The sequence below is a fragment of the Streptomyces sp. NPDC014727 genome (assembly GCF_043083485.1).
In the GTDB taxonomy this organism is placed as follows: domain Bacteria; phylum Actinomycetota; class Actinomycetes; order Streptomycetales; family Streptomycetaceae; genus Streptomyces.
Genome location: NZ_JBIBYR010000011.1, coordinates 261750 through 280477, shown reverse-complemented (window position 1 = coordinate 280477; position 18728 = coordinate 261750). Strand labels below are relative to the sequence as shown.

Genomic DNA, 18728 nt, shown 5'->3' with positions numbered 1-18728 from the left:
GTGGGGGGGTTTGGGGGCGGGCCCCGGGTTATTAAAACAACCGCGCACGGCGCCCCCTTCTGCCGGTTCCGGTTAACCACTCACCGGGGGGGGCGCCCGGCGGCCCCCGGGGGGGCGCCGCGCTCCGTCGTACCGGCAGACAAAAAGGCGCCCGCACCACGCACCTTCGCTCGATACGGTGGCGGGATGGGGAACGTGTTTCATGGCGGGGGCCGCAGTCTGTCCATGTCCAACGGGGGCACGGACGTGTTCGTCGATGTGCTCATGCTGGCCGTGTCCGATCTTGCCGAGAGCTCCTGGGACCACCGCTTCGCCACGCTGCTCACCTGGCAGGACCAGAACATCATGGGGCGTGGGACGGTCGGGTTCGATCTGGAGGACGTCGACTGGGGCCGCTCGCCGCACGAGCGGGCCGCGGCGAAGGAATTCGTCCTGCGGGTGCTCGATCTCGCGCTGCGCGGGCACCGGTGGGACGAGCTGGACTATGACCCGCCGTTCGCCGAGGACTGCCTGCGGCAGTACCGGGACATGGTCGAGACGTTCGATCCGGCCGACGTCGAGCCGCGGGGCGACCGTTCCTCCTTCCCCGGCCCGGAGGAGGCCGCCATGGCCTCGTGCGTGCGGCACCGCGTCCTGTGCGCGCCGGACCACCAGGAGGGATGCGTCTTCTGTACGGCACTGCTGTGAACCCTGCCGCCGCACGCCACCCCCACCGTCAACCAACGGTTGACAGCGGGAGGGTGTCAACCTATGGTTGACACATGGTGAATCCCGTACGCATGACCAATCCCGTGCGCCTCGACGAACTGATCGAGGCCATCAAGAAGGTCCACACCGACGCCCTCGACCAGCTGTCCGACGCGGTCATCGCCGCGGACCACCTCGGCGATGTCGCCGACCATCTGATCGGGCACTTCGTGGACCAGGCCCGGCGGTCCGGCGCTTCCTGGACGGACATCGGGAAGAGCATGGGGGTGACCAGGCAGGCAGCCCAGAAGCGGTTCGTCGCCAAGGACCCGGGCGAGCCGTCGGACCTCGACCCCAGCCAGGGGTTCAGCCGCTTCACCGAGCGGGCCAGGAACGTCGTGATGGCGGCACAGAACGAGGCCCGTGCGGCGGGCAACGGCGAGGTACGCACCGAGCACCTCGTGCTGGGCCTGCTCAGCGAGCCCGAGGCACTCGGCCCCGCGTTCATCAAGGCCCAGGGCGTCACGCTGGAGGACGTCCGCCGGGCCGCGACTCAGGCGCTGCCGTCCGCGGCCGACGCGGTGCCGGAGATCATCCCCTACGACGCCGGGGCCCGTAAGGCGCTGGAGCTGACCTTCCGGGAGGCCCTGCGGATGGGCCACAACTACGTCGGCACCGAGCACATCCTCCTGGCCCTGTTGGAGCAGGAGGACGGCGCGGGCGTGCTGACGGGTCTCGGCCTCGACAAGGCGACCGCCGAGACGGCCGTCGCCAAGGCCGTCACACTCGTCGCCGACGCCCCGGACAAGGAGGCCTGACCGGCACCGGACCGCCCGGACGCGGGCGACGGGGCGGGGCCTTGACGCGCGCCGGTCTTCGGGACGACGAGGGTATTTCGTTTGGATCAGGCCGGACCGGCGAGCGGGGTCCGGTGCCGTGAATCACAAGGCGGAGGAGGGAGTCGGATGGAGCTCGGCCAGGGAGTGCGGTTCGCGCAGTCCGGCCGGCCCGGCGCGGTGCGAGAGCGGATGGCGCACGAGCACGGCTCCTTGCCCGCCGCGGCGAATTCCGGCCAGTACGCGGCGCCCGGGGCATCAAGATCGAGCAGGCCCGGTCGACCGGGATGCGGGCCCACAGGGCGGTCGGCTCCTTGGTGGTGGACCAGGCGTTGACCAGGCGCTCCCGCTCCCCGGGGCGGGTGCGCGCCCCCGCGGCCCAGCCGCCCCGAAGATCGGCCACGGGCTCTTCGTCCCAGTACGGCCACGGCCGCGACCGGTTCCTCCCGCTCCCGGAAATTCGCTTCGAACGCGCCGCGAACCGCGGAGAACCGGTCGTCGCAGTGGCCGTGGATCTCCGTCACGGTGGCCTCCTCGCCCCGGACATCCCGGCGGACTCGATGGATGCGCGGCGTACCGACCGATCGGCCCGGCGGGAGGGCTCCGTGCACCCGCAAAACCGGGGCCGTCGGCGGACTCCCGCTTCGAGCCCGGGCCCGCATGGGCAGGGCCCTCAGCGGGCTCCCGCTTCGAGCCTGAGGCTCCAACGGCCCGGCACGCCGGTGAGCGTGACGGTGGACAGCGGTCGGACATCGACGTTCCAGTACGTCGACGGCGGGGCCTTGAGCGCGTAGACGAGGGCGGCCCGGACGACCGCCGGTTCGGCGACGGCGACGATGGCCCCGTCGCACGCCGGGCGGGTGTCCAGCCACCCCCCTATGCGCGAGATGAAGGCGAGCAGCGGTTCGCCGCCGTGCGGGGCGGAGCGGGGGTCGGCGAGCCAGGCATCGACGGACGCGGGTTCGCAGGCCGCGACCTCGGCGAGGGTGCAGCCGCGCCAGCGGCCCATGTCGCAGTCGCGCAGAGCGGGCTGGACGAGCGGCGCGTAGCCGAGGGCCTCGCCGGTGGCTCGGCTGCGCGGCGTCGGTGAGCAGTAGCGCAGTTCCGCGGCGCCCAGGGGCACGAGGGTGTGCGCGACGAGCTGCACCTCGTGCCAGCCGGCATGGTCGAGCGGCCGGTCGTCGTCGAAGCGCTCGGCGAGCAGGGCGGAGCTGCGCGCCGCGGCGACGAGCGAGACTCGAACAGTCATGGCGGCGATCGTGGAGCCGAACGCCACGCGGGTCAAGGGTCCCTTCGCAAGCGCTTCGGGCTCGGCCGAGCCCGAAGCGCGCCACCGGTTCGGGTTCTTCCGTGGCTTGAAGCCGCCCCTCCCGTGAACGCCGTGGGCACCCTCGGCGGGTGCCCGTGGGGGGCGTGGCGTCGCGTCCGGCCGGCGTTCATGCGCTGAAGCCGGTCAGGGCCTCGGCGCAGGCGGCGCGCAGACGGTGCACCCCCTCGGCGATCTCGGCCGCCCCGGCGACCGCGGCATAGCTCAACCGGATGTGCGGGGACGGGGGTTCGGCGCAGAAGTACGGGCGGCCGGGTGCGACGGCCACGCCCGCGCGCAGCGCGGCCGAGACCACCGCGGACTCGTCCGTGCCGGCTTCCGCCTCGGGCAGGCGCAGCCACAGGCTGCCGCCGCCCGTGGGGACGAGGGGGAGCGTGAGTGCGGGAAGCTCCAGCCGCAGGGCCGTGGTCATGGCGGTCCGCCGGCTCCTCAGCTCGGCCGCTACGGCACGCAGGTGGTGATTCCACGCCGGGGAACCGACCAGTTCGAGCGCGGCCTCCTGGAGCGGCCGGGGGACGAAGAAGCTGTCGACGATCTGGATGGCCCTCAGCCGTCCCAGCACCGGGCCGCGCGCGGCGAGCGCGCCCACGCGCAGGCTGGGCGAGGTGACCTTGGTGAGGGAGCAGACATGGACGACCACACCGTCGGGGTCATCAGCGGCAAGGGGGGCGGGCAGCGGGCCGGCGTCGTCGTGGACCAGGCGGCGGGCGAAGTCGTCCTCGACGACGAAGGCTCCCGCCGCACGTGCGATCCGGACGACTTCGCCGCGCCGCTCGGGGGTGAGAACCGCGCCGGTCGGGTTCTGGAAGAGCGGCTGACAGACGAAGACCCGGGCGCCGGTGGCCCGGAACGCGGCGGCGAGCAGCTCCGGCCGTACGCCGTCGGCGTCCACCGGCACCGGCACGGGCCGAAGGCCGGTGGCGCGGGCGGCGGCCAGCATGCCCGGGTAGGTGGGCGACTCGACCAGGACCGGGGCGCCGGGCGGGGCGAGCGCGCGCAGCGCGACGGCCAGGGCGCTCTGGCCGCCCGCGGTGATCAGTACGTCGGCGGCGGTGACGGCGGGCCCGATCTCCCGGGCGAACCAGGCCCGTAGCTCGGTCAGGCCGTCGGTGGGCGGGCGGGCCCAGGCGCCGGGACGGCGACCGGCCCTGGCGAGGGCGGCGGCGAGCGCCCGCTCCGGCTGGAGCGAGGAGTGGAGGTAGCCACCGTTGAGCTCGATGACGCCGGGCGGTGGCGCGGCGAGCGTGACCAGGACGCCTGAGGCGTCGACGGTACGCGGCACCGCTTCAGGACCGCCGTCGCCGCTGAGGGAGACCTCCTGCCAGGAGGTGTCGCCCGGCGGGGGCACATCGGTACGGGGCCACGCCCGGAAGGCGCCCGCGCCGGGCCGGGTGACGACGAGGCCCTCGGCGGCGAGCCGGGCGATGGCCCGGGAGACGGTGACGGGGCTGACCCGGAAGCGCTCCACCAGAGCGCGACTGGACGGCAGTTTTCCACCAGGTGAGTAGCGCTTCAACTCATCACGGAGAGATTCCACGAGTTCAGCGACACTGCTACGCTCTTGCATGAGAGTCAAGAATAGCGCTACTCGTAAAATCACGATAGCGGCTGCTTCATCAGCGGCCCCCACGACGGCCGGTACGGCGAACCGTGGAGGTGTGGCTCTCGCCGGGCTCGGCGTCGTCGCCTTCTCACTGACCTTCCCGTCCACCGCCTGGGGCCTGGAGAGCTTCGGCCCCTGGTCACTGGTGTCGCTGCGCACCTTGCTAGCCGCCGTGATCGCGGGCGGTGCGCTGCTCGCGGGGCAGGTACCGGTGCCGGACCGCCGGCACCGGTCCGGACTCGTCGTGGTCGCGGCGGGTGTGGTGGTGGGCTTCCCGCTGCTGACCACGCTGGCGCTGCAGACCTCGACGACCTCGCACGCGGCCGTGGTGGTGGGGCTGCTCCCGCTGACCACCGCGGTGTTCTCCTCGCTGCGGACCGGCGCGCGGCCGTCCCGCGCCTTCTGGCTCGCGGCGCTGGCCGGGGCCGGCGTGGTGATCGCGTTCACCGTGCAGCAGAGCGGCGGCGAGCTGTCCGGCGCGGATCTGTATCTGTTCGGTGCGCTGCTGGTGTGCGCGGCGGGGTACACCGAGGGCGGCAGGCTGGCCGGGATCATGCCTGGTTGGCAGGTGGTCGGCTGGGCGCTGGTCCTCTCCCTGCCTCTGGCGGTCGCGGGGGCGGCGGTCGCACTGCCGTCGGAGCCGGTGCGGCTGACCGCGCACGGAGTGATCGGACTGGTCTGGGTGGCGGCCGGGTCCACCTTCCTCGGCCTGTACGTCTGGTACCGCGGAATGGCGGAGATCGGGGTGCCGCGGGCCAGCCAGCTCCAGCTCGCGCAGCCGTTGCTGACACTGGTGTGGTCGTTCTTCCTGCTCGGGGAGGAGGTCTCGGCCGCCGCTCCGGTGGCGGCGGTCGCGGTGCTGGTCTGCATCGCGGCCACCCAGCGGGCGGGACGCGCCCGCCGTGCCGGATGAGAGCCTCGCTCCTCCACCGGGCGAAGTCACCGTTCGGTCATAGACTTGTCGACAAGGACCGCCACCCGTGAGGAGGTCACTCCCGATGGAGGCACACGCGGGCGACCGGCTGCTGACGCACGGCAGGACCGTGGGACAGCGTGACCATGTCGCAGAAATCGTCGAAGTGCTCGGTGCCGGGGGCACTCCCCCGTACCGCGTCCGCTCCGAGGACGGGCACGAACACCTCATTTCACCCGGTCCCGACAGCGTCGTGCAGCACGCCGCCGTCCGGAAGCAGGCGCCGGAGACCACGTAGCGGCCTTCGGCGGACGCGCTGCTCCTCGCCCCCGGGACCTGAGCGGGCCGACGGCTTCCCGGCGGCCCGCCCACAGCACCCGGTGCGTCCCCTCCGTTTCTTCTGTCAGCGGGGTGGACGCACCCTGCTGCGGTAGTGGTCGGCGACCACCCGTGCCATGGCTCCGTTCCGGTCGGTCACCACGTCCTTGCCGGAGAAGTAGACATGACCGCGCACCTGGTCGTGGTGGGCGGCGAAGTCGAGGTGGCGGGAGAGTTCGGCCGGGTCCTGCCAGGCGGCGGGCTGTGCGGGGTCACCGGCCTTGTAGAGGGCCTCGCCCACGAACAGATCGACGCCCGTGCCCCGTACGACCTCGCTCCACCAGGGCAGCAGCTTGGCGTAGTCGGCGGCGGCGAAGCCGATGTTCCAGTAGATCTGCGGGCAGATGTAGTCGATCCAGCCCTTCTTGATCCAGCCGCGGGTGTCGGCGTGCAGATCGTCGTAGGTCTGCACCCCCGCCTTCGTGTCGGAGCCGAGCGGGTCGGTCGCGGCGTTGCGCCACACCCCGAACGGGCTGATCCCGAACCGGACGTTCTTCTTGATCTTCTTGATCCGCTCGGCGGTCTCGCGCACCAGCTTGTCGGTGTTGTCGCGCCGCCAGGCGGCCTTGTCCGGGAAGCCGGCGCCGTACTTCGCGTACGTGGCGTCGTCGTCGAAGACCTGCCCGGCCACGGGGTACGGGTAGAAGTAGTCGTCCCAGTGCACGGCGTCGATGTCGTACCGACGGACCGCGTCGAGCATCGCGTCCTGGACGAAGCGACGCACCTCGGGGATCCCGGGGTTGTAGTAGAGCTTTCCGCCGTACGGCAGAACCCAGTCGGGGTGCAGCCGGGCGGGGTGCGAGGTGACCAGCCGGGACGGGTCGGTGTGGTTGGCGACCCGGTACGGGTTGAACCAGGCGTGCAGTTCCAGGCCGCGGCGGTGGGCCTCGCGGACGGCGGTGCCCAGCGGATCCCAGCCGGGGTCCTTGCCCTGCACCCCGGTGAGGTACTGGGCCCACGGCTCGTAGGGGGAGGGCCACAGCGCGTCGGCGGTCGGCCGGACCTGGAGGATCACGGCGTTCATCCGGCGGTCGACGGCCTCGTCGAGATAGGCGATCAGCTCGGCCCGTTGCGCCGCCGCCGTCAGACCGGGCTTCGAGGGCCAGTCGAGGTTGGCGACGGTGGCGACCCACATGCCGCGCAGCTCACGCCGATCGACGTGGTGACCGCCCCTGCGCGGCAGCGCGCCCGTCCGCCCGGAACCGCCTTGCCGGGAGGGTGCCGCGGCAGCCGCGCCCGCCGTGGCGACCGTGCTCACCACACCCGCGACCACTCCGGCCGCACCCGCCACAAAGCCTCTTCGGGCCATTTGCCGCATATCCATGCACCTGCCGTCTCTCTGTCCTCGTCGTCAACGTCCGTCGCCCCTGTAGTCAGGCGTAACGCAGAGCATGCCCGCCCCGGCCCGCGATGACCCGTAGGCCGCGGAGTAACGTCGTGGGGTCGGGGCGGGCACCGGAATCAGACGGGAACCTGCGACACACAGAACAGCGAAAGGCACGAGGTGACGGACTCTATGGCCGACATTGCACGCGTCGGAGTGGTGGGCTGTGGCCAGATGGGCGCGGGCATCGCGGAGGTGTGCGCCCGCAGCGGTCTTGAGGTCATGGTGGCCGAGACCACCGGCGAGGCGCTGGAGATCGGCCGCACCCGGCTGCACAACTCCCTCTCGAAGGCCGCCGAACGAGGCAAGATCACTGCGGAGGAGCGCGACGAGACACTGGCACGGCTGAGCTTCACCACCGACCTGGGAGAGTTCGCCGACCGTGATCTCGTCATCGAGGCGGTCGTGGAGAACGAGCAGGTCAAGACCGAGATCTTCCAGGTGCTCGACCAGGTGGTGACCCGGCAGGACGCGATCCTCGCCTCGAACACCTCCTCCATCCCGCTGGTGAAGCTGGCCGTGGCGACCTCTCGTCCGGACCAGGTCATCGGCATCCACTTCTTCAACCCGGCCCCGGTGCAGAAGCTCGTCGAGCTGATCCCCGCGCTGACGACGTCCGACGAGACGGTGAAGCGCGCCGAGGCCCTGGTGCAGGACGTCCTCGGCAAGCACCCGATCCGCGCCCAGGACCGCTCCGGCTTCGTCGTCAACGCGCTGCTGATTCCGTATCTGCTGTCCGCGATCCGGATGTTCGAGTCGGGGATCGCCAGCCGTGAGGACATCGACAACGGCATGGAGCTCGGCTGCGCCCACCCGATGGGACCGCTCAAGCTCTCCGACCTTATCGGTCTCGACACGGTGGCCTCCGTCGCCGACTCCATGTACGCGGAGTTCAAGGAGCCCCTGTACGCCGCTCCCCCGCTGCTCCAGCGGATGGTGGACGCGGGCCGGCTCGGCCGCAAGACGGGCTCGGGCTTCTACCCGTACTCCTGATCCCTCTCTCGTGCCCGTACGGGGCCGGCCGGGGCGATCCCCCGACCGGCCCCGTCCGTGGTTTCAGGGCGCCTCATCCCAGCCGTAAGTGACGGAGCATCATCAGCCCGGCCGCCATGCCTGCGGCCGGGACCTCGCCGCGGGCGATCAGGTCGGGCACCAGCTTGAGCGGTATCCACTCCCGGCGCGAGGACTCGAAGTCGTCGCTGGGATGACCGGTCCAGTCGGCCTTCTCGGACCAGTAGAGGTGGTGCCGGGCGTCGGTGAGGCCGTTCGACGGCTCCACGGTCAGCAGCGGGCGCAACGGGCCGGGGCGCCAGCCGGTCTCCTCCTCCATCTCCCGGGCGGCCGCGACCGCGATGTCCTCGCCGTCCTCGACCACCCCCGCGGCCAGTTCCCAGCCCCAGCTGTCGGTGATGAACCGGTGGCGCCAGAGCAGCAGCACCTCGTTGGCCTCGTTGACGGCGGTGGCCGCAGCGACGGGGCGGAGCCGGATGAGGTAGTGGTCGAGATGACGGCCGTCGGGGATGACCACATCGGCCAGGTTGACCCGGAACCAGCGGTTCTCATAGACGGTTTGTTCGTTCAGATTCACCCATTGCACAGTTTTGCCACCTTCCGACAAGTAGGTGGCAACATCGCAGCAGGATCGGCATCGCAGGGGAACGTACCGGTACCCGCGAGTCCGCACGCGCGGCGGTACTCACAGCGGTACGCGCAGCGCTCCGTCGATCAGTTCGGCGGCCCGCCCCGCCTCGGCGCAGCCGCTCGCGATCAGGTCCTCGCGCACCGCGCGCAGCCGGTCGCGCAGCCGCTGCGACTCCATGCCCCTGGCCCGTTCCGCCATCTCCACGGCCGTGGCCGCGGCCCGGTCCGCCTCGCCCTGACGCAGCTCGACATGGGTCAGCATGGCCAGCCGGTGCACCCGTCCCCGGTCGTGCGCCGGGGTCCGCACGGCCGTCGCCGCGTGCTCCCGGGCTGCCGGCAGATCGCCGAGGCTGAGCAGGGCCTCGGCCACCTGCACGTCGACCAGGCCCGGCTGGACGTACCCGGTCTCGTCCGGTTCATGGCCCGGCCGGATGCGTTCGGCCTCCGCCTCGGCGCGCCGGATGCACCCCAGGGCGCTGGCGGCGTCGCCGATACGGGCGTACGCCTTGGCCTGCATCGCGTACAGGTCTGCGGCCAGCGCCGGAGTGATGTGCCTGCCCGCGGCCCGCAACGCCGCCTGCGCGAAGGCCACCGACTGCCGGTAGTCGGCGAGGAACAGCGACTGGTTGACCAGCAGGGCGATCACATATCCGCCCAGCGCCCGGTCCCCGCTCGCCTTGGCCAGCCGCAGCGCCTGGTGGAAATAGCGCTGGGCCGACCCGTGCGCGTCGGAGTCGTAGGCGCAGATTCCCGCGACGGCCACCAGACCGCCCGTGGCCCGGTGCAGTTGGCGCCCCGTCGCGTCGCTGTAGCCGCCCCGCAGCAGCGGTGCGGTCTCGGCGTTGAGGAAGCCGACGATGCGGGACCGGGTCGCGATGCCACCGGCCCTGCGGTACATCAGTTCGTAGTGGGCACGGGCCGCACGCAACATCACTATGTCGGCCATGCCGACACGGGTGATGCCGCCGCGGGAGACGTCGACGTCCTCGGGCGGGTTCTCCCACTCCCAGACAGGCATCACCGCGGCGGTGCCGGTGACGGCGGCCGAGGCGAGCGGGTGCGGACGCTGCTGTTCGTCGGAGCGCCACAGCGCGGTGGCCCGCTCGACGAATCCGGTGAGCGTGGACGCGGGCACGGCCGCACCGGCACCCGGGGTCGCCATGCCGATGTCGTCCAGCGAAAGCGGCCTGTCCAGCCGGTTCCCGAGCACTTCGCAGATCAGGTCCGGCACCTGGCCGCGCGGGCGCTGTCCCTTCAACCAGCGGGCCACCGCGGTGTGTTCGTACCGCAGGCACAGTCCGCGGGAGCGGCCGGCCCCGTTGATGTGCGCGGCGAGGCCCGCCCTGGACATCCCCGCCTCCTCGATCAGGGCCTCCAGCAGAATGTTCGGCTCTGTCGCCCCCATGCGCCCCTCCGGTGGTTCGGCACGCCGAGGCGTGTCGCACCAGTGGAGCACGATTCACACGGGGTGTGAACGGAATGCCCCAACCGTCCCGCTGCGCACGCTGTTGCACCGGTGCGCGGATCGGTTGAATCAGTCGTCTCGCAAGAGGCGGCCGGGTCGTCTGCTCCCCCTCGTACAGTCGACGACCCGCACCCGCGCCGTCCGTCCCCGTCGACCCGCCCGGCACTCCGTGGCGGCGAGGACGGCGCGGGGAGCGCCCACGAGCGGTTCTGTGCCGCTCGGCGAGCACGGAAGGGGCGTATCCGGTCTCCGGATACGCCCCTTCATTCACGCTGCGTCACGTGCGGTGCTACGCGCCCCGCAGCACCGCGCCCGTCCGTTCGGCGGCCAGCGCCACCGCGGCGTCACGGGCAGCCGTAGCCTCGTCGACGGTCAGCGTGCGGTCCGCGGCGCGGAAGCGCAGCGCGTACGCCAGGGACTTGCGGCCCGCACCGGTCTGTTCGCCGGTGAAGACGTCGAACAGCCGCAGCGATTCGAGGAGTTCACCCGCGCCCGCGCGCAACGCCCGCTCCACCTCGGCGGCGGGGACGCTCTCCGCGACGATCAGCGCGACGTCCTGGGTCGCCACCGGGAAGGCGGAGATCCGGGGCGCCTGGAGCACGCCGTCGACGGCCTGCTCCAGGACGTCGAGCTCGACCTCCATGGCGCAGGTGCGCTCCGGCAGGTGGAGCTCCTTGATGACACGCGGGTGCAGCTCGCCGGCGTGCCCGAACAGGGTTTCCTCGCCGTTCACCGTCACATACAGCGCGGCGCAGCGGCCCGGGTGCCACGGTGCGTGCTGGTCGTTCCGGACGATCACCTCGACACCGGCCTCGCGGGCGATGGTGCGGGCGGCCTCGATGGAGTCCGCCCAGTCGGCCGGGCGGCCCTTGCCCCACCAGCCGGCCTGCTCGCGGGCACCCGCGAGTACGACCGCGGCGCGGCGCGGCTGGCGCGGCAGCGTGGCGTCGAGTCCGGCGATCTCCTCGTCGGTGGGACGTCGGTCGACCGGCAGCCGCACGGCCCTCTTCTCGGTGCCCCTCGGCCTGAAGACCAGACCGGTCTCGAACAGCGCGAGGTCGTGGCTGCCGCGGCCGTCGTTGCGCCGCAGCGCGCCGAGCAGGCCCGGCAGCAGCGTGGTGCGCAGCGCCGGCTCCTCGTCGGAGAGCGGGTTGACGAGCTCGACCGTGCGGCGACGGGCGTCGTCGGCGTCGATTCCGAGCTGGTCGAGGACCGCGTCACCGATGAACGGGTAGTTCAGCGCCTCGACGTAGCCGGCCCCGGCGAGCGCCCGGCCGACCCTGCGGTGCAGCCGCTGGCGGTCGGTGAGCCCGCGGCCGGACGGCGGCGTCGGGAGGGTGGACGGGAGGTTCTCGTAGCCTTCGAGCCGGATGACCTCTTCGGAGAGGTCGTTCGGTTCGCCGAGGTCGGGGCGCCAGGACGGCACGGTGACGAGCAGCTCGTCCTGACCGTAGACGTCGCAGCCGACCTCCTGGAGACGCCGTACGACGGTCTCGCGGCCGTAGGCGACACCGGCCACCCGGTCGGGGTGGTCGGCGGGCATCGTGATGGTGCGGGGCGCGGACGGGGCGCTGACCTCGGTGACCCCGGCCTCGGCGGTACCTCCGGCGAGCAGCACCAGGAGGTCGACGGTGCGCTGTGCGGCGGCGGCCGCGGCCTGCGGGTCGGCGCCGCGCTCGAAGCGCTTGGACGCCTCGGAGGACAGCTTGTGGCGGCGCGCGGTCCGGGCGATCGAGATCGGATCGAAGTGCGCGGCCTCGATGACGACCTCGGTGGTGCTGTGCGCACCGTCCTGGACGTCCGCGATCTCGGTGTTGGCACCGCCCATGACGCCCGCGAGGCCGATCGGCCCGCGGTCGTCGGTGATGACCAGGTCCTCGGCGTCCAGGACGCGGACCGTGCCGTCGAGGGTGGTGAGCTTCTCGCCCTGCTGGGCGCGGCGCACCCCGATCGGCCCGTCGAGGCGGGAGCGGTCGTAGGCGTGCAGCGGCTGGCCGAGCTCCAGCATCACGTAGTTGGTGACGTCGACGGCGAGCGAGATCGGACGCATCCCGGCCTTCTGCAGCCTGCGCTGCAGCCAGATCGGGGAGCGTGCCTCGGGCTGGAGGCCGACGACGGTGCGTGCGGTGAACCTGTCGCAGCCGATCGGGTCGGCGATCTTGACCGGGTAGCCGAACGCGTTCGGCGCGGGCACGTCGAGGAGCGCCGGGTCGCGCAGCGGCAGCCCGTACGCGATGGCGGTCTCGCGGGCGACGCCGCGCATGGAGAGGCAGTAGCCGCGGTCCGGTGTGACGGCGATGTCGAGGACCTCGTCGACGAGCTGGAGCAGCTCGATCGCGTCGGTGCCGACCTCGTGCTCCGGCGGCAGCACGATGATGCCGTGCGTGCCGTCGTCGCCCATGCCGAGCTCGTCGGTGGAGCAGATCATGCCGTGCGAGGTCTTGCCGTACGTCTTGCGCGCGGCGATCGCGAAGTCGCCGGGCAGGACGGCGCCCGGGAGGACCACGACGACCTTGTCGCCGACGGAGAAGTTACGGGCTCCGCAGACGATCTCCTGCGGCTCGCCGGTGCCGTTGGCGTTGCCGACGTCGACCGTGCAGAAGCGGATGGGCTTCTTGAAGCCCTCCAGCTCCTCGATGGTCAGTACCTGTCCGACGACCAGCGGGCCCTTGAGACCGGCGCCGATCTGCTCGACCCTCTCGACCTCCAGACCCACGGCGACGAGCTCGGCCTGTACGTCACGGCCGGTCTCCGTCGCCGGCAGGTCGACGTACTCCCGCAGCCAGGAAAGCGGGACGCGCATCAGATCTCCATCCCGAACGGCCGGGTGAACCGGACGTCACCCTCGACCATGTCTCGCATGTCTTCTACGTTGTGGCGGAACATCAGCATCCGTTCGATGCCGAACCCGAAGGCGAATCCGCTGTACTTCTGGGGGTCGACACCGCAGGCGATGAGCACCTTGGGGTTGACCATGCCGCAGCCGCCGAGCTCGATCCAGCCCTCGCTGCCACAGGTGCGGCAGGGGCGGTCCGGGTTGCCGACGGACGCGCCGCGGCAGACGTAGCAGACCATGTCCATCTCGGCGGACGGCTCGGTGAACGGGAAGAAGTTCGGCCGGAGCCGGGTCCTCATGTCCGGGCCGAAGAGCGCCTGGACCATGTGGTCGAGGGTGCCCTTGAGGTCGGCCATGGTGAGGCCCTCGTCGACGGCGAGCAGCTCGATCTGGTGGAAGACCGGGGTGTGCGTCGCGTCGAGCTCGTCGGTGCGGTAGACGCGGCCGGGGCAGACGACGTAGACGGGGGGCTCGCGGTCGAGCAGCGTACGGGCCTGGACCGGCGAGGTGTGCGTACGCAGCACGACTCCGGACTCGTCGTTGTCGCCGCCGTCGGCACCGCGGACGAAGAAGGTGTCCTGCATCTGGCGGGCCGGGTGGTCGGGCACGAAGTTCAGGGCGTCGAAGTTGAACCACTCCGCCTCGACCTCGGGGCCCTCCGCGACCTCGTAGCCCATGGCCACGAAGACGTCGGCGACGCGCTCCATGAGGGTCGTCAGCGGGTGGCGGGCTCCGGCCGGGGTGCGGTCGTAGGGCAGCGTGACATCCACGGCCTCCTCGACCAGCACGCGGGCGTCCCGCTCGGCCTCCAGCTCCGCCTGACGGGCGGCGAGGGCCTTGCCCACGGCGCCGCGGGCCTGGCCCACGCGCTTGCCCGCCTCGGCCTTGGCCTGGGGCGGCAGCGCGCCGATCTCCCGGTTGGCGAGCGAGAGGGGCGAGGTACCACCGGTGTGCGCGGTCTTCGCCTGGGCGAGCGCGTCGAGGTCACCGGCGGCGGCGAAGGCGGCGAACGCCTCGTCCCGCATGCGCTCGATCTCTTCCGGTTTCAGTGCCTCGACCTCGACTGGGTCGTACGACTTGTTCGGTGCCGACATCTCTTCCCGTGCTTCCGATTGGCTGATACTGCTCTGAACCGGGGACACCCCGGACCCCGCGGCCCCGCTCGACGGCTGGAGGACGCAAAGGTGCCAAAGGTCGAGTCTACGGGTCACAGGATGTGTAGGAGGCCCGTGGGCTGCTCAGGCCCTCCCGTCGCCCACCGCCACCCTGCCCGATTGCTCCGCAAATCTTCTTATCTCAAGTAGGCCGGCGCGCTCACGGGCAGAACAAATCGGAATTCGGCGCCGCCGCCGGGGCCGCGGCCGACCGCGATCGTGCCGCCGTGCGCCTCGACGATGCCCTTGACGATATAGAGACCCAGGCCCGTACCGCCGCGCTTGCTCCCCCGCCAGAAGCGGGTGAAGACACGGCCCATCGATTCCTCGGGGATGCCGGGGCCTTCGTCGCTCACGGTGACGGCCGTTCCCTTCTCGTCGCTCTTCGCGGGTGCGGGTGCGACTTCGATGGTGACGGTTCCCTCGCCGTGGCGCACCGCGTTTTCCAGCAGGTTGCCGAGCACCTGGTCGACCTTGTCCGGATCGGCCCAGACCACGGGCAGCGGCTGGCAGGTGCGGACGAGGAAGCGGTCCGGGGTCTGGCCGTTCGCGGTGAGGGTCTGGATGTGGCGTTCGACGGCCGCGGAGAGGTCCACGGGCTGGCGTCGCAGCTCCAGTCTCCCGGAGTCGATCCGGGAGATGTCGAGCAGTTCCGCGATGAGCCGGGTGACACGGCCCGCGTCGGCGTCGACGGTCTCCAGCATCAGGCGCTTCTGGTCGTCGGTGAACCGCTCCCACTTGGCGAGGAGGGTCGCGGTGAAGCCCTTGACGGAGGTCAGCGGCGAGCGCAGCTCATGGGCGACCGTCGCGATCAGTTCGGCGTGGCTGCGTTCGTTGCGGCGACGGGCCTCGGTGCCGCGCAGCGAGACCACCAGACGGCGTACGGGACCGGTCGGGTGCTCGCGTACGTACCGTGCGGAGACCAGGACCTCCCGGCCGCCCGGCAGCAGCAGATTGCGCTCGGGCTGGCCGACCCGGGTGGTGAGTCCGCCGTACGGGTCGGTCAGGGCCCACCATCGGCGGCCCTTGAGGTCCTCCAGCGGCAGCGCACGCTCCAGAGGGCGGCCCAGAGCGGCGGCCCGGGGCACGGCGGTGATCCGGGCGGCGGCGGCGTTGAAACAGATGACCCGGCCGGTCTCGTCGGCGACGACCAGACCGTCGGGGAGGTCGTCGGGGTCGAGGGCCACGCCGAAGGGTCCCGGGTCCGGTCCGTCGCCCGGTGCGTCCGCCGGGCCGGGGCCCTCGCGGGGGCGCACGACGGCCGTGTGTGTGTCGCGCGGCCTGCTCATGCCGACAGCCATATCCCGTACCCCACCTCTCGAACCGGTGCAGTGGGCCCCCGAGTTCGTCACCCTACTAGTCGTCGGTGACGGAGCGACACCCTGCGGGGGCGCACTGCCGCGGTCCGCCGTCGGGCGGGGTACGGGGCACGGCGTCGGTCAGACGGCGGCCTCGACGCGGTCCCCGGTCGGCCGGGGTGCCCGCTCCCGCCTCATGAGCGATCCGGAGGCGAACGATCCGGCTGCCGTGCAGGCCGCGATCACCATCAGGAGCAGGGCCGCGCCCCACGAGGCACCGTTCGCCGCGCCGGTCAGCGAGGTGGCGAGCAGCGGTACGAATCCGGCCACGACGCCCGCGAGGTTGTACGACATCGCGACGGCGCTGTAGCGGAACGCCTCGGGGAACATGCCGGAGACCACGGCGCCGATGGGGGCGTACGGGATGGAGAGCGCCCCGATCCCGAGCCCCACTCCCAGGTAGACCAGTGCGGGCTTGCCGGTGTCGACGAGCCAGAAGGCCGGGAAGGCGACGGCCATCGTGACGAGGCCGCCGATGGCACAGACCGTCCAGGCGCCGATCCGGTCGGCGATCCGCCCCGCCACGACGAGCACGATGATCTCGACGACCGAGCCGATGACGGTGGCGTTCAGCATCACGGACTTGTCGATGCCCAGCTCGTCGGTGCCGTACGAAATGATGAACGTGGTCATCAGGAAGAAGCCGCCGACACCGAGCAGGGCCGCGCCGATGCCGATGATCATGCGGCCCCAGGTGCGGCGGAACGCCTCGATGAGCGGTGCGGGCTTCGGGCCGTTCTTCTCGGCGTCGGCGAGCATCGCGTGGAAGACCGGCGACTCCTCGATCCGCAGCCGCATGTAGAGCGCGAAGCCGAGGAGCGGGAACGCGGCGAGGAACGGCAGACGCCAGCCCCAGGAGTAGAACGCGTCGTCGGGCAGCATCCCGACGAGGGCGAACGCGCCGGACGAGATCAGGGTGCCGACGGGCGAGCCGAGCTGAGGGATCGAGGAGTAGCTGCCGTGCTTCTCCTTCGGGGTGTGCTCCAGTGTGAGCAGCATGGCGCCGCTCCACTCACCGCCGACCGAGATGCCCTGCAGGAAGCGGAGGAGTGCGAGGAGCACGGGGGCCCAGATGCCGATGGTGGCGTAGCTGGGCAGCAGGCCGATGCAGCCGGTGGTGACGCCCATCATCACCACGGTGATGATCAGGGCGACCTTGCGGCCGTACCGGTCGCCGATGTGGCCGAAAACGGCCGCGCCGATGGGGCGGGCGACGAAGCCCACGGCGAAGGTGACGAAGGACGCGATGGTGCCCACGGCGGGGTCCAGCTCGGGGAAGAAGAGCCGGTTGAAGACCAGGGCGGCGGCGGTGCCGTAGAGGAAGTAGTCGTACCACTCCAGAGCGGTGCCGGTGAAGGCGGCGATCAGCAGTCGCCGGATGTCCTTGATGTCGGGCGAGCTCACACGTTCTCCTGGGGACGGAGGGCCTGGTGGCCTTGAGGGGACGGGGGAACGGGCTGTGCGGGGGTGCGGGTGGCGGCCTGGGCCGCGAGGCCGTGCGGGTCGTGGACGGGATCGCCGTCGACGACGGTCGCGAGGACCTGGAGCGAGCCGATCCGGTCGGGATCGGTGCGGAGCGGGTCGGCGTCGAGGATCGTGAGGTCGGCGAGGTACCCGGGGACGAGGCGTCCCTTGTGGTCGCCGAAGCCGGTGGCACGGGCGGAGCCCTCGGTCCAGGCGCGCAGCGCGTCGAGGACCGGGACGCGCTCGTCGGGTCCGTAGACGGCGCCCGAGCCGGTACGCCGCAGGACCATGGCCTGGATGGCGGGCAGCGGGGCGCCGGGGGCGACGGGCCGGTCGGAGCTGCCGGGTACCGGCAGCCCGAGGTCGAGCAGCGAGCGCAGCCGATAGGACCAGGCGGTGCGCCGGGCACCGAGCGACTCGGCCATGGCATCGCCGAACGGCGGCAGGAAGTTGTGCTGCGGTACGGGGACCACGCCCAGTTCGGCGAACCGGCCGAGCTGGTCGGGGCGGACCACTCCGGCATGCTCGATGCGATGGTGCACGCCGGGGCGCGGGAGTTCACGCTGGGCGCGGGCGAATGCGTCGAGTGCGAGGTCGACGGCCCGGTCGCCGATGGCGTGGGCGGCGACGGTCCAGCCGGATCGGTGCGCGGCGACGACGATCCCGGTCATGGTGTCGGCGTCGTTCTGGAGGTATCCGGTGGGATTCGCCGCCTCCGCCTCGTTGTGCGGGCAGCCGCAGAAGGGTTCGGTGACGGCTGCGGTGCGGCCGAGCAGGGAGCCGTCGAGGAAGATCTTGACCGGTCCGAGGGAGAGCCGGTCGTCGCCGAAGCCGGTGCGCATCCCCAGGTCGAGTCCGAGGCCGATGCCGTCGTCGGCGTGCGAGACCAACGGGTGCAGGACGTCGGAGGCGGCCATCAGCTGGGCACGGGTGTGGAGCCTGCCGGTGTCGCGGGCGAGCTGGTACGCCGCGAGTTCGACGGGGGTGTGGCCGATCCAGCCGCCGCCGATTCCTGCCTCGGTGAAGCTGGTGATGCCTTCGGTGAGGTAGTGGCGGGTGGCGGCGCCGACGGCGTCGGCGACGGTCTCCACGGGGTACGGAAGCACGTGCCGCTGCACGAGGCGCTGGGCGGTCTCCTCCAGGAGCCCGTCGGGCCGGCCGTCCTCGTCCCGGGAGACGACGCCGCCGTCCGGGTCGGTGAAGCCGTCGGCCAGGATGCCGGCGAGCCGCAATACCGGGGTGTTGACGACGCAGGCGTGGCCGGACGTGTGTTTCAGCCACACCCGTCGGCCGCCCGCGGCCCGGTCGAGGGCCTCGCGGTGCGGGTAGCGCCCGCCGGTCCGGTTGTGGTCGAGTCCGGCGCCGATGACCCAGGCGTCCTGGGGCAGCCCTGCGGCGTACGCGGCCACGGCCTCGTACACCTCGTCGAGGGTCCGCGCCCCGGAGACGTCCAGTTGCGTGAGGGTGAGGCCGAACCACGCGGTGTGGCAGTGCGCGTCGTTGAAGCCGGGCACGACCGTGGCGCCGCCCGCGTCGAGGATCCGTGCGGCGGGGAGGTGCTCGACCTCCTCGTCGAGCCCGACGATGCGGCCGTGCAGGACGCCGAGGGTGCGGGCGGTGGGCCGGGCGTCGTCGAGGGTCAGGATGTTCGCGTTGCGGACCAGCAGATCGAGTTTCACGGG

Annotated in this window: 15 protein-coding genes and 1 pseudogene; 5 read left to right on the top strand and 11 right to left on the bottom strand. The window is 71.9% G+C overall.

Going from position 1 to position 18728, the window contains the following annotated elements:
- Positions 1-186: 186 nt before the first annotated feature.
- Together ACF1B9_RS19915 and ACF1B9_RS19910 are read left to right on the top strand one after the other, a co-directional pair.
- Positions 187-687, top strand: a complete 501-nt coding sequence (locus tag ACF1B9_RS19915; RefSeq protein ID WP_391740251.1) for a hypothetical protein — start codon at positions 187-189, stop codon at positions 685-687.
- Positions 688-761: 74 nt separating this feature from the next.
- Positions 762-1505 (top strand): Clp protease N-terminal domain-containing protein, encoded by a 744-nt coding sequence (locus ACF1B9_RS19910; RefSeq protein ID WP_391740252.1) that lies wholly within the window; start codon positions 762-764, stop codon positions 1503-1505.
- A 147-nt stretch (positions 1506-1652) separates the two neighbouring features.
- Here the strand turns inward: ACF1B9_RS19910 and ACF1B9_RS19905 are convergent.
- From ACF1B9_RS19905 to ACF1B9_RS19895, 3 genes and pseudogenes are all read right to left on the bottom strand, one after another.
- A pseudogene (locus ACF1B9_RS19905) lies at positions 1653-2047 on the bottom strand (serine hydrolase); the annotation flags it as partial.
- A gap of 149 nt (positions 2048-2196) precedes the next feature.
- The gene (locus ACF1B9_RS19900; RefSeq protein WP_391740253.1) at positions 2197-2772 is read right to left on the bottom strand and encodes a histidine phosphatase family protein; all 576 of its coding nucleotides are present in this window, start codon (positions 2770-2772) and stop codon (positions 2197-2199) included.
- A 187-nt stretch (positions 2773-2959) separates the two neighbouring features.
- Positions 2960-4417: a PLP-dependent aminotransferase family protein gene (locus tag ACF1B9_RS19895; RefSeq protein WP_391740254.1), complete on the bottom strand. Its 1458-nt coding sequence runs from the start codon at positions 4415-4417 to the stop codon at positions 2960-2962.
- On the opposite strand from ACF1B9_RS19895, the gene ACF1B9_RS19890 reads away from it, so the two are divergent.
- Both ACF1B9_RS19890 and ACF1B9_RS19885 read left to right on the top strand, forming a co-directional pair.
- Complete coding sequence (locus ACF1B9_RS19890) at positions 4416-5366, top strand: DMT family transporter (protein WP_391740255.1); 951 nt, start codon at positions 4416-4418, stop codon at positions 5364-5366. The genes ACF1B9_RS19895 and ACF1B9_RS19890 overlap by 2 nt on opposite strands.
- An 85-nt stretch (positions 5367-5451) precedes the next feature.
- Positions 5452-5664, top strand: a complete 213-nt coding sequence (locus ACF1B9_RS19885) for a DUF1918 domain-containing protein (protein WP_391740256.1) — start codon at positions 5452-5454, stop codon at positions 5662-5664.
- Positions 5665-5769: 105 nt separating this feature from the next.
- On the opposite strand, the gene ACF1B9_RS19880 is transcribed toward ACF1B9_RS19885, so the two are convergent.
- Positions 5770-7035: a glycoside hydrolase family 10 protein gene (locus tag ACF1B9_RS19880; protein ID WP_391740441.1), complete on the bottom strand. Its 1266-nt coding sequence runs from the start codon at positions 7033-7035 to the stop codon at positions 5770-5772.
- A gap of 225 nt (positions 7036-7260) precedes the next feature.
- On the opposite strand from ACF1B9_RS19880, the gene ACF1B9_RS19875 reads away from it, so the two are divergent.
- Positions 7261-8121 carry a 3-hydroxybutyryl-CoA dehydrogenase gene (locus ACF1B9_RS19875; protein ID WP_326764625.1) on the top strand — a complete coding sequence of 287 codons (861 nt, stop codon included), beginning with the start codon at positions 7261-7263 and terminating at the stop codon, positions 8119-8121.
- A gap of 73 nt (positions 8122-8194) precedes the next feature.
- Here ACF1B9_RS19875 and ACF1B9_RS19870 read toward each other — a convergent pair whose 3' ends face one another.
- The 7 genes from ACF1B9_RS19870 to ACF1B9_RS19840 form a co-directional block, all read right to left on the bottom strand.
- The gene (locus ACF1B9_RS19870) at positions 8195-8725 is read right to left on the bottom strand and encodes an NUDIX hydrolase (protein ID WP_391740257.1); all 531 of its coding nucleotides are present in this window, start codon (positions 8723-8725) and stop codon (positions 8195-8197) included.
- Positions 8726-8824: 99 nt separating this feature from the next.
- Complete coding sequence (locus ACF1B9_RS19865; RefSeq protein WP_391740258.1) at positions 8825-10174, bottom strand: transcriptional regulator; 1350 nt, start codon at positions 10172-10174, stop codon at positions 8825-8827.
- Between the two features lie 349 nt (positions 10175-10523).
- On the bottom strand, positions 10524-13037 hold the full coding sequence (gene pheT / locus ACF1B9_RS19860) for a phenylalanine--tRNA ligase subunit beta (RefSeq protein WP_391740259.1): 2514 nt from the start codon (positions 13035-13037) through the stop codon (positions 10524-10526).
- Positions 13037-14164 (bottom strand): phenylalanine--tRNA ligase subunit alpha, encoded by a 1128-nt coding sequence (pheS, locus tag ACF1B9_RS19855; protein ID WP_391740260.1) that lies wholly within the window; start codon positions 14162-14164, stop codon positions 13037-13039. Before pheS ends, pheT begins: the two co-directional genes overlap by 1 nt.
- 197 nt (positions 14165-14361) lie before the next feature.
- A complete protein-coding gene (locus ACF1B9_RS19850; protein ID WP_391740261.1) occupies positions 14362-15525 on the bottom strand; it encodes an ATP-binding protein in 1164 nt (387 codons plus the stop codon).
- 138 nt (positions 15526-15663) lie between these two features.
- Complete coding sequence (locus tag ACF1B9_RS19845) at positions 15664-16986, bottom strand: MFS transporter (RefSeq protein ID WP_391740262.1); 1323 nt, start codon at positions 16984-16986, stop codon at positions 15664-15666.
- Positions 16983-18725, bottom strand: coding sequence for an amidohydrolase (locus ACF1B9_RS19840; protein ID WP_391740263.1), 1743 nt, complete (start codon positions 18723-18725; stop codon positions 16983-16985). Before ACF1B9_RS19840 ends, ACF1B9_RS19845 begins: the two co-directional genes overlap by 4 nt.
- Positions 18726-18728 lie beyond the last annotated feature (3 nt).

Bases quoted from the DNA above. Each gene is read 5' to 3' on its own strand.
- ACF1B9_RS19915 (WP_391740251.1), top strand. From the start codon at position 187: ATGGGGAACGTGTTTCATGGCGGGGGCCGCAGTCTGTCCATGTCCAAC.
- ACF1B9_RS19900 (WP_391740253.1), bottom strand. From the start codon at position 2,772: ATGACTGTTCGAGTCTCGCTCGTCGCCGCGGCGCGCAGCTCCGCCCTG.
- ACF1B9_RS19895 (WP_391740254.1), bottom strand. From the start codon at position 4,417: ATGCAAGAGCGTAGCAGTGTCGCTGAACTCGTGGAATCTCTCCGTGAT.
- ACF1B9_RS19885 (WP_391740256.1), top strand. From the start codon at position 5,452: ATGGAGGCACACGCGGGCGACCGGCTGCTGACGCACGGCAGGACCGTG.
- pheS (WP_391740260.1), bottom strand. From the start codon at position 14,164: ATGTCGGCACCGAACAAGTCGTACGACCCAGTCGAGGTCGAGGCACTG.
- pheT (WP_391740259.1), bottom strand. From the start codon at position 13,037: ATGCGCGTCCCGCTTTCCTGGCTGCGGGAGTACGTCGACCTGCCGGCG.
- ACF1B9_RS19850 (WP_391740261.1), bottom strand. From the start codon at position 15,525: ATGGCTGTCGGCATGAGCAGGCCGCGCGACACACACACGGCCGTCGTG.
- ACF1B9_RS19875 (WP_326764625.1), top strand. From the start codon at position 7,261: ATGGCCGACATTGCACGCGTCGGAGTGGTGGGCTGTGGCCAGATGGGC.
- ACF1B9_RS19910 (WP_391740252.1), top strand. From the start codon at position 762: ATGGTGAATCCCGTACGCATGACCAATCCCGTGCGCCTCGACGAACTG.
- ACF1B9_RS19890 (WP_391740255.1), top strand. From the start codon at position 4,416: ATGAGAGTCAAGAATAGCGCTACTCGTAAAATCACGATAGCGGCTGCT.
- ACF1B9_RS19865 (WP_391740258.1), bottom strand. From the start codon at position 10,174: ATGGGGGCGACAGAGCCGAACATTCTGCTGGAGGCCCTGATCGAGGAG.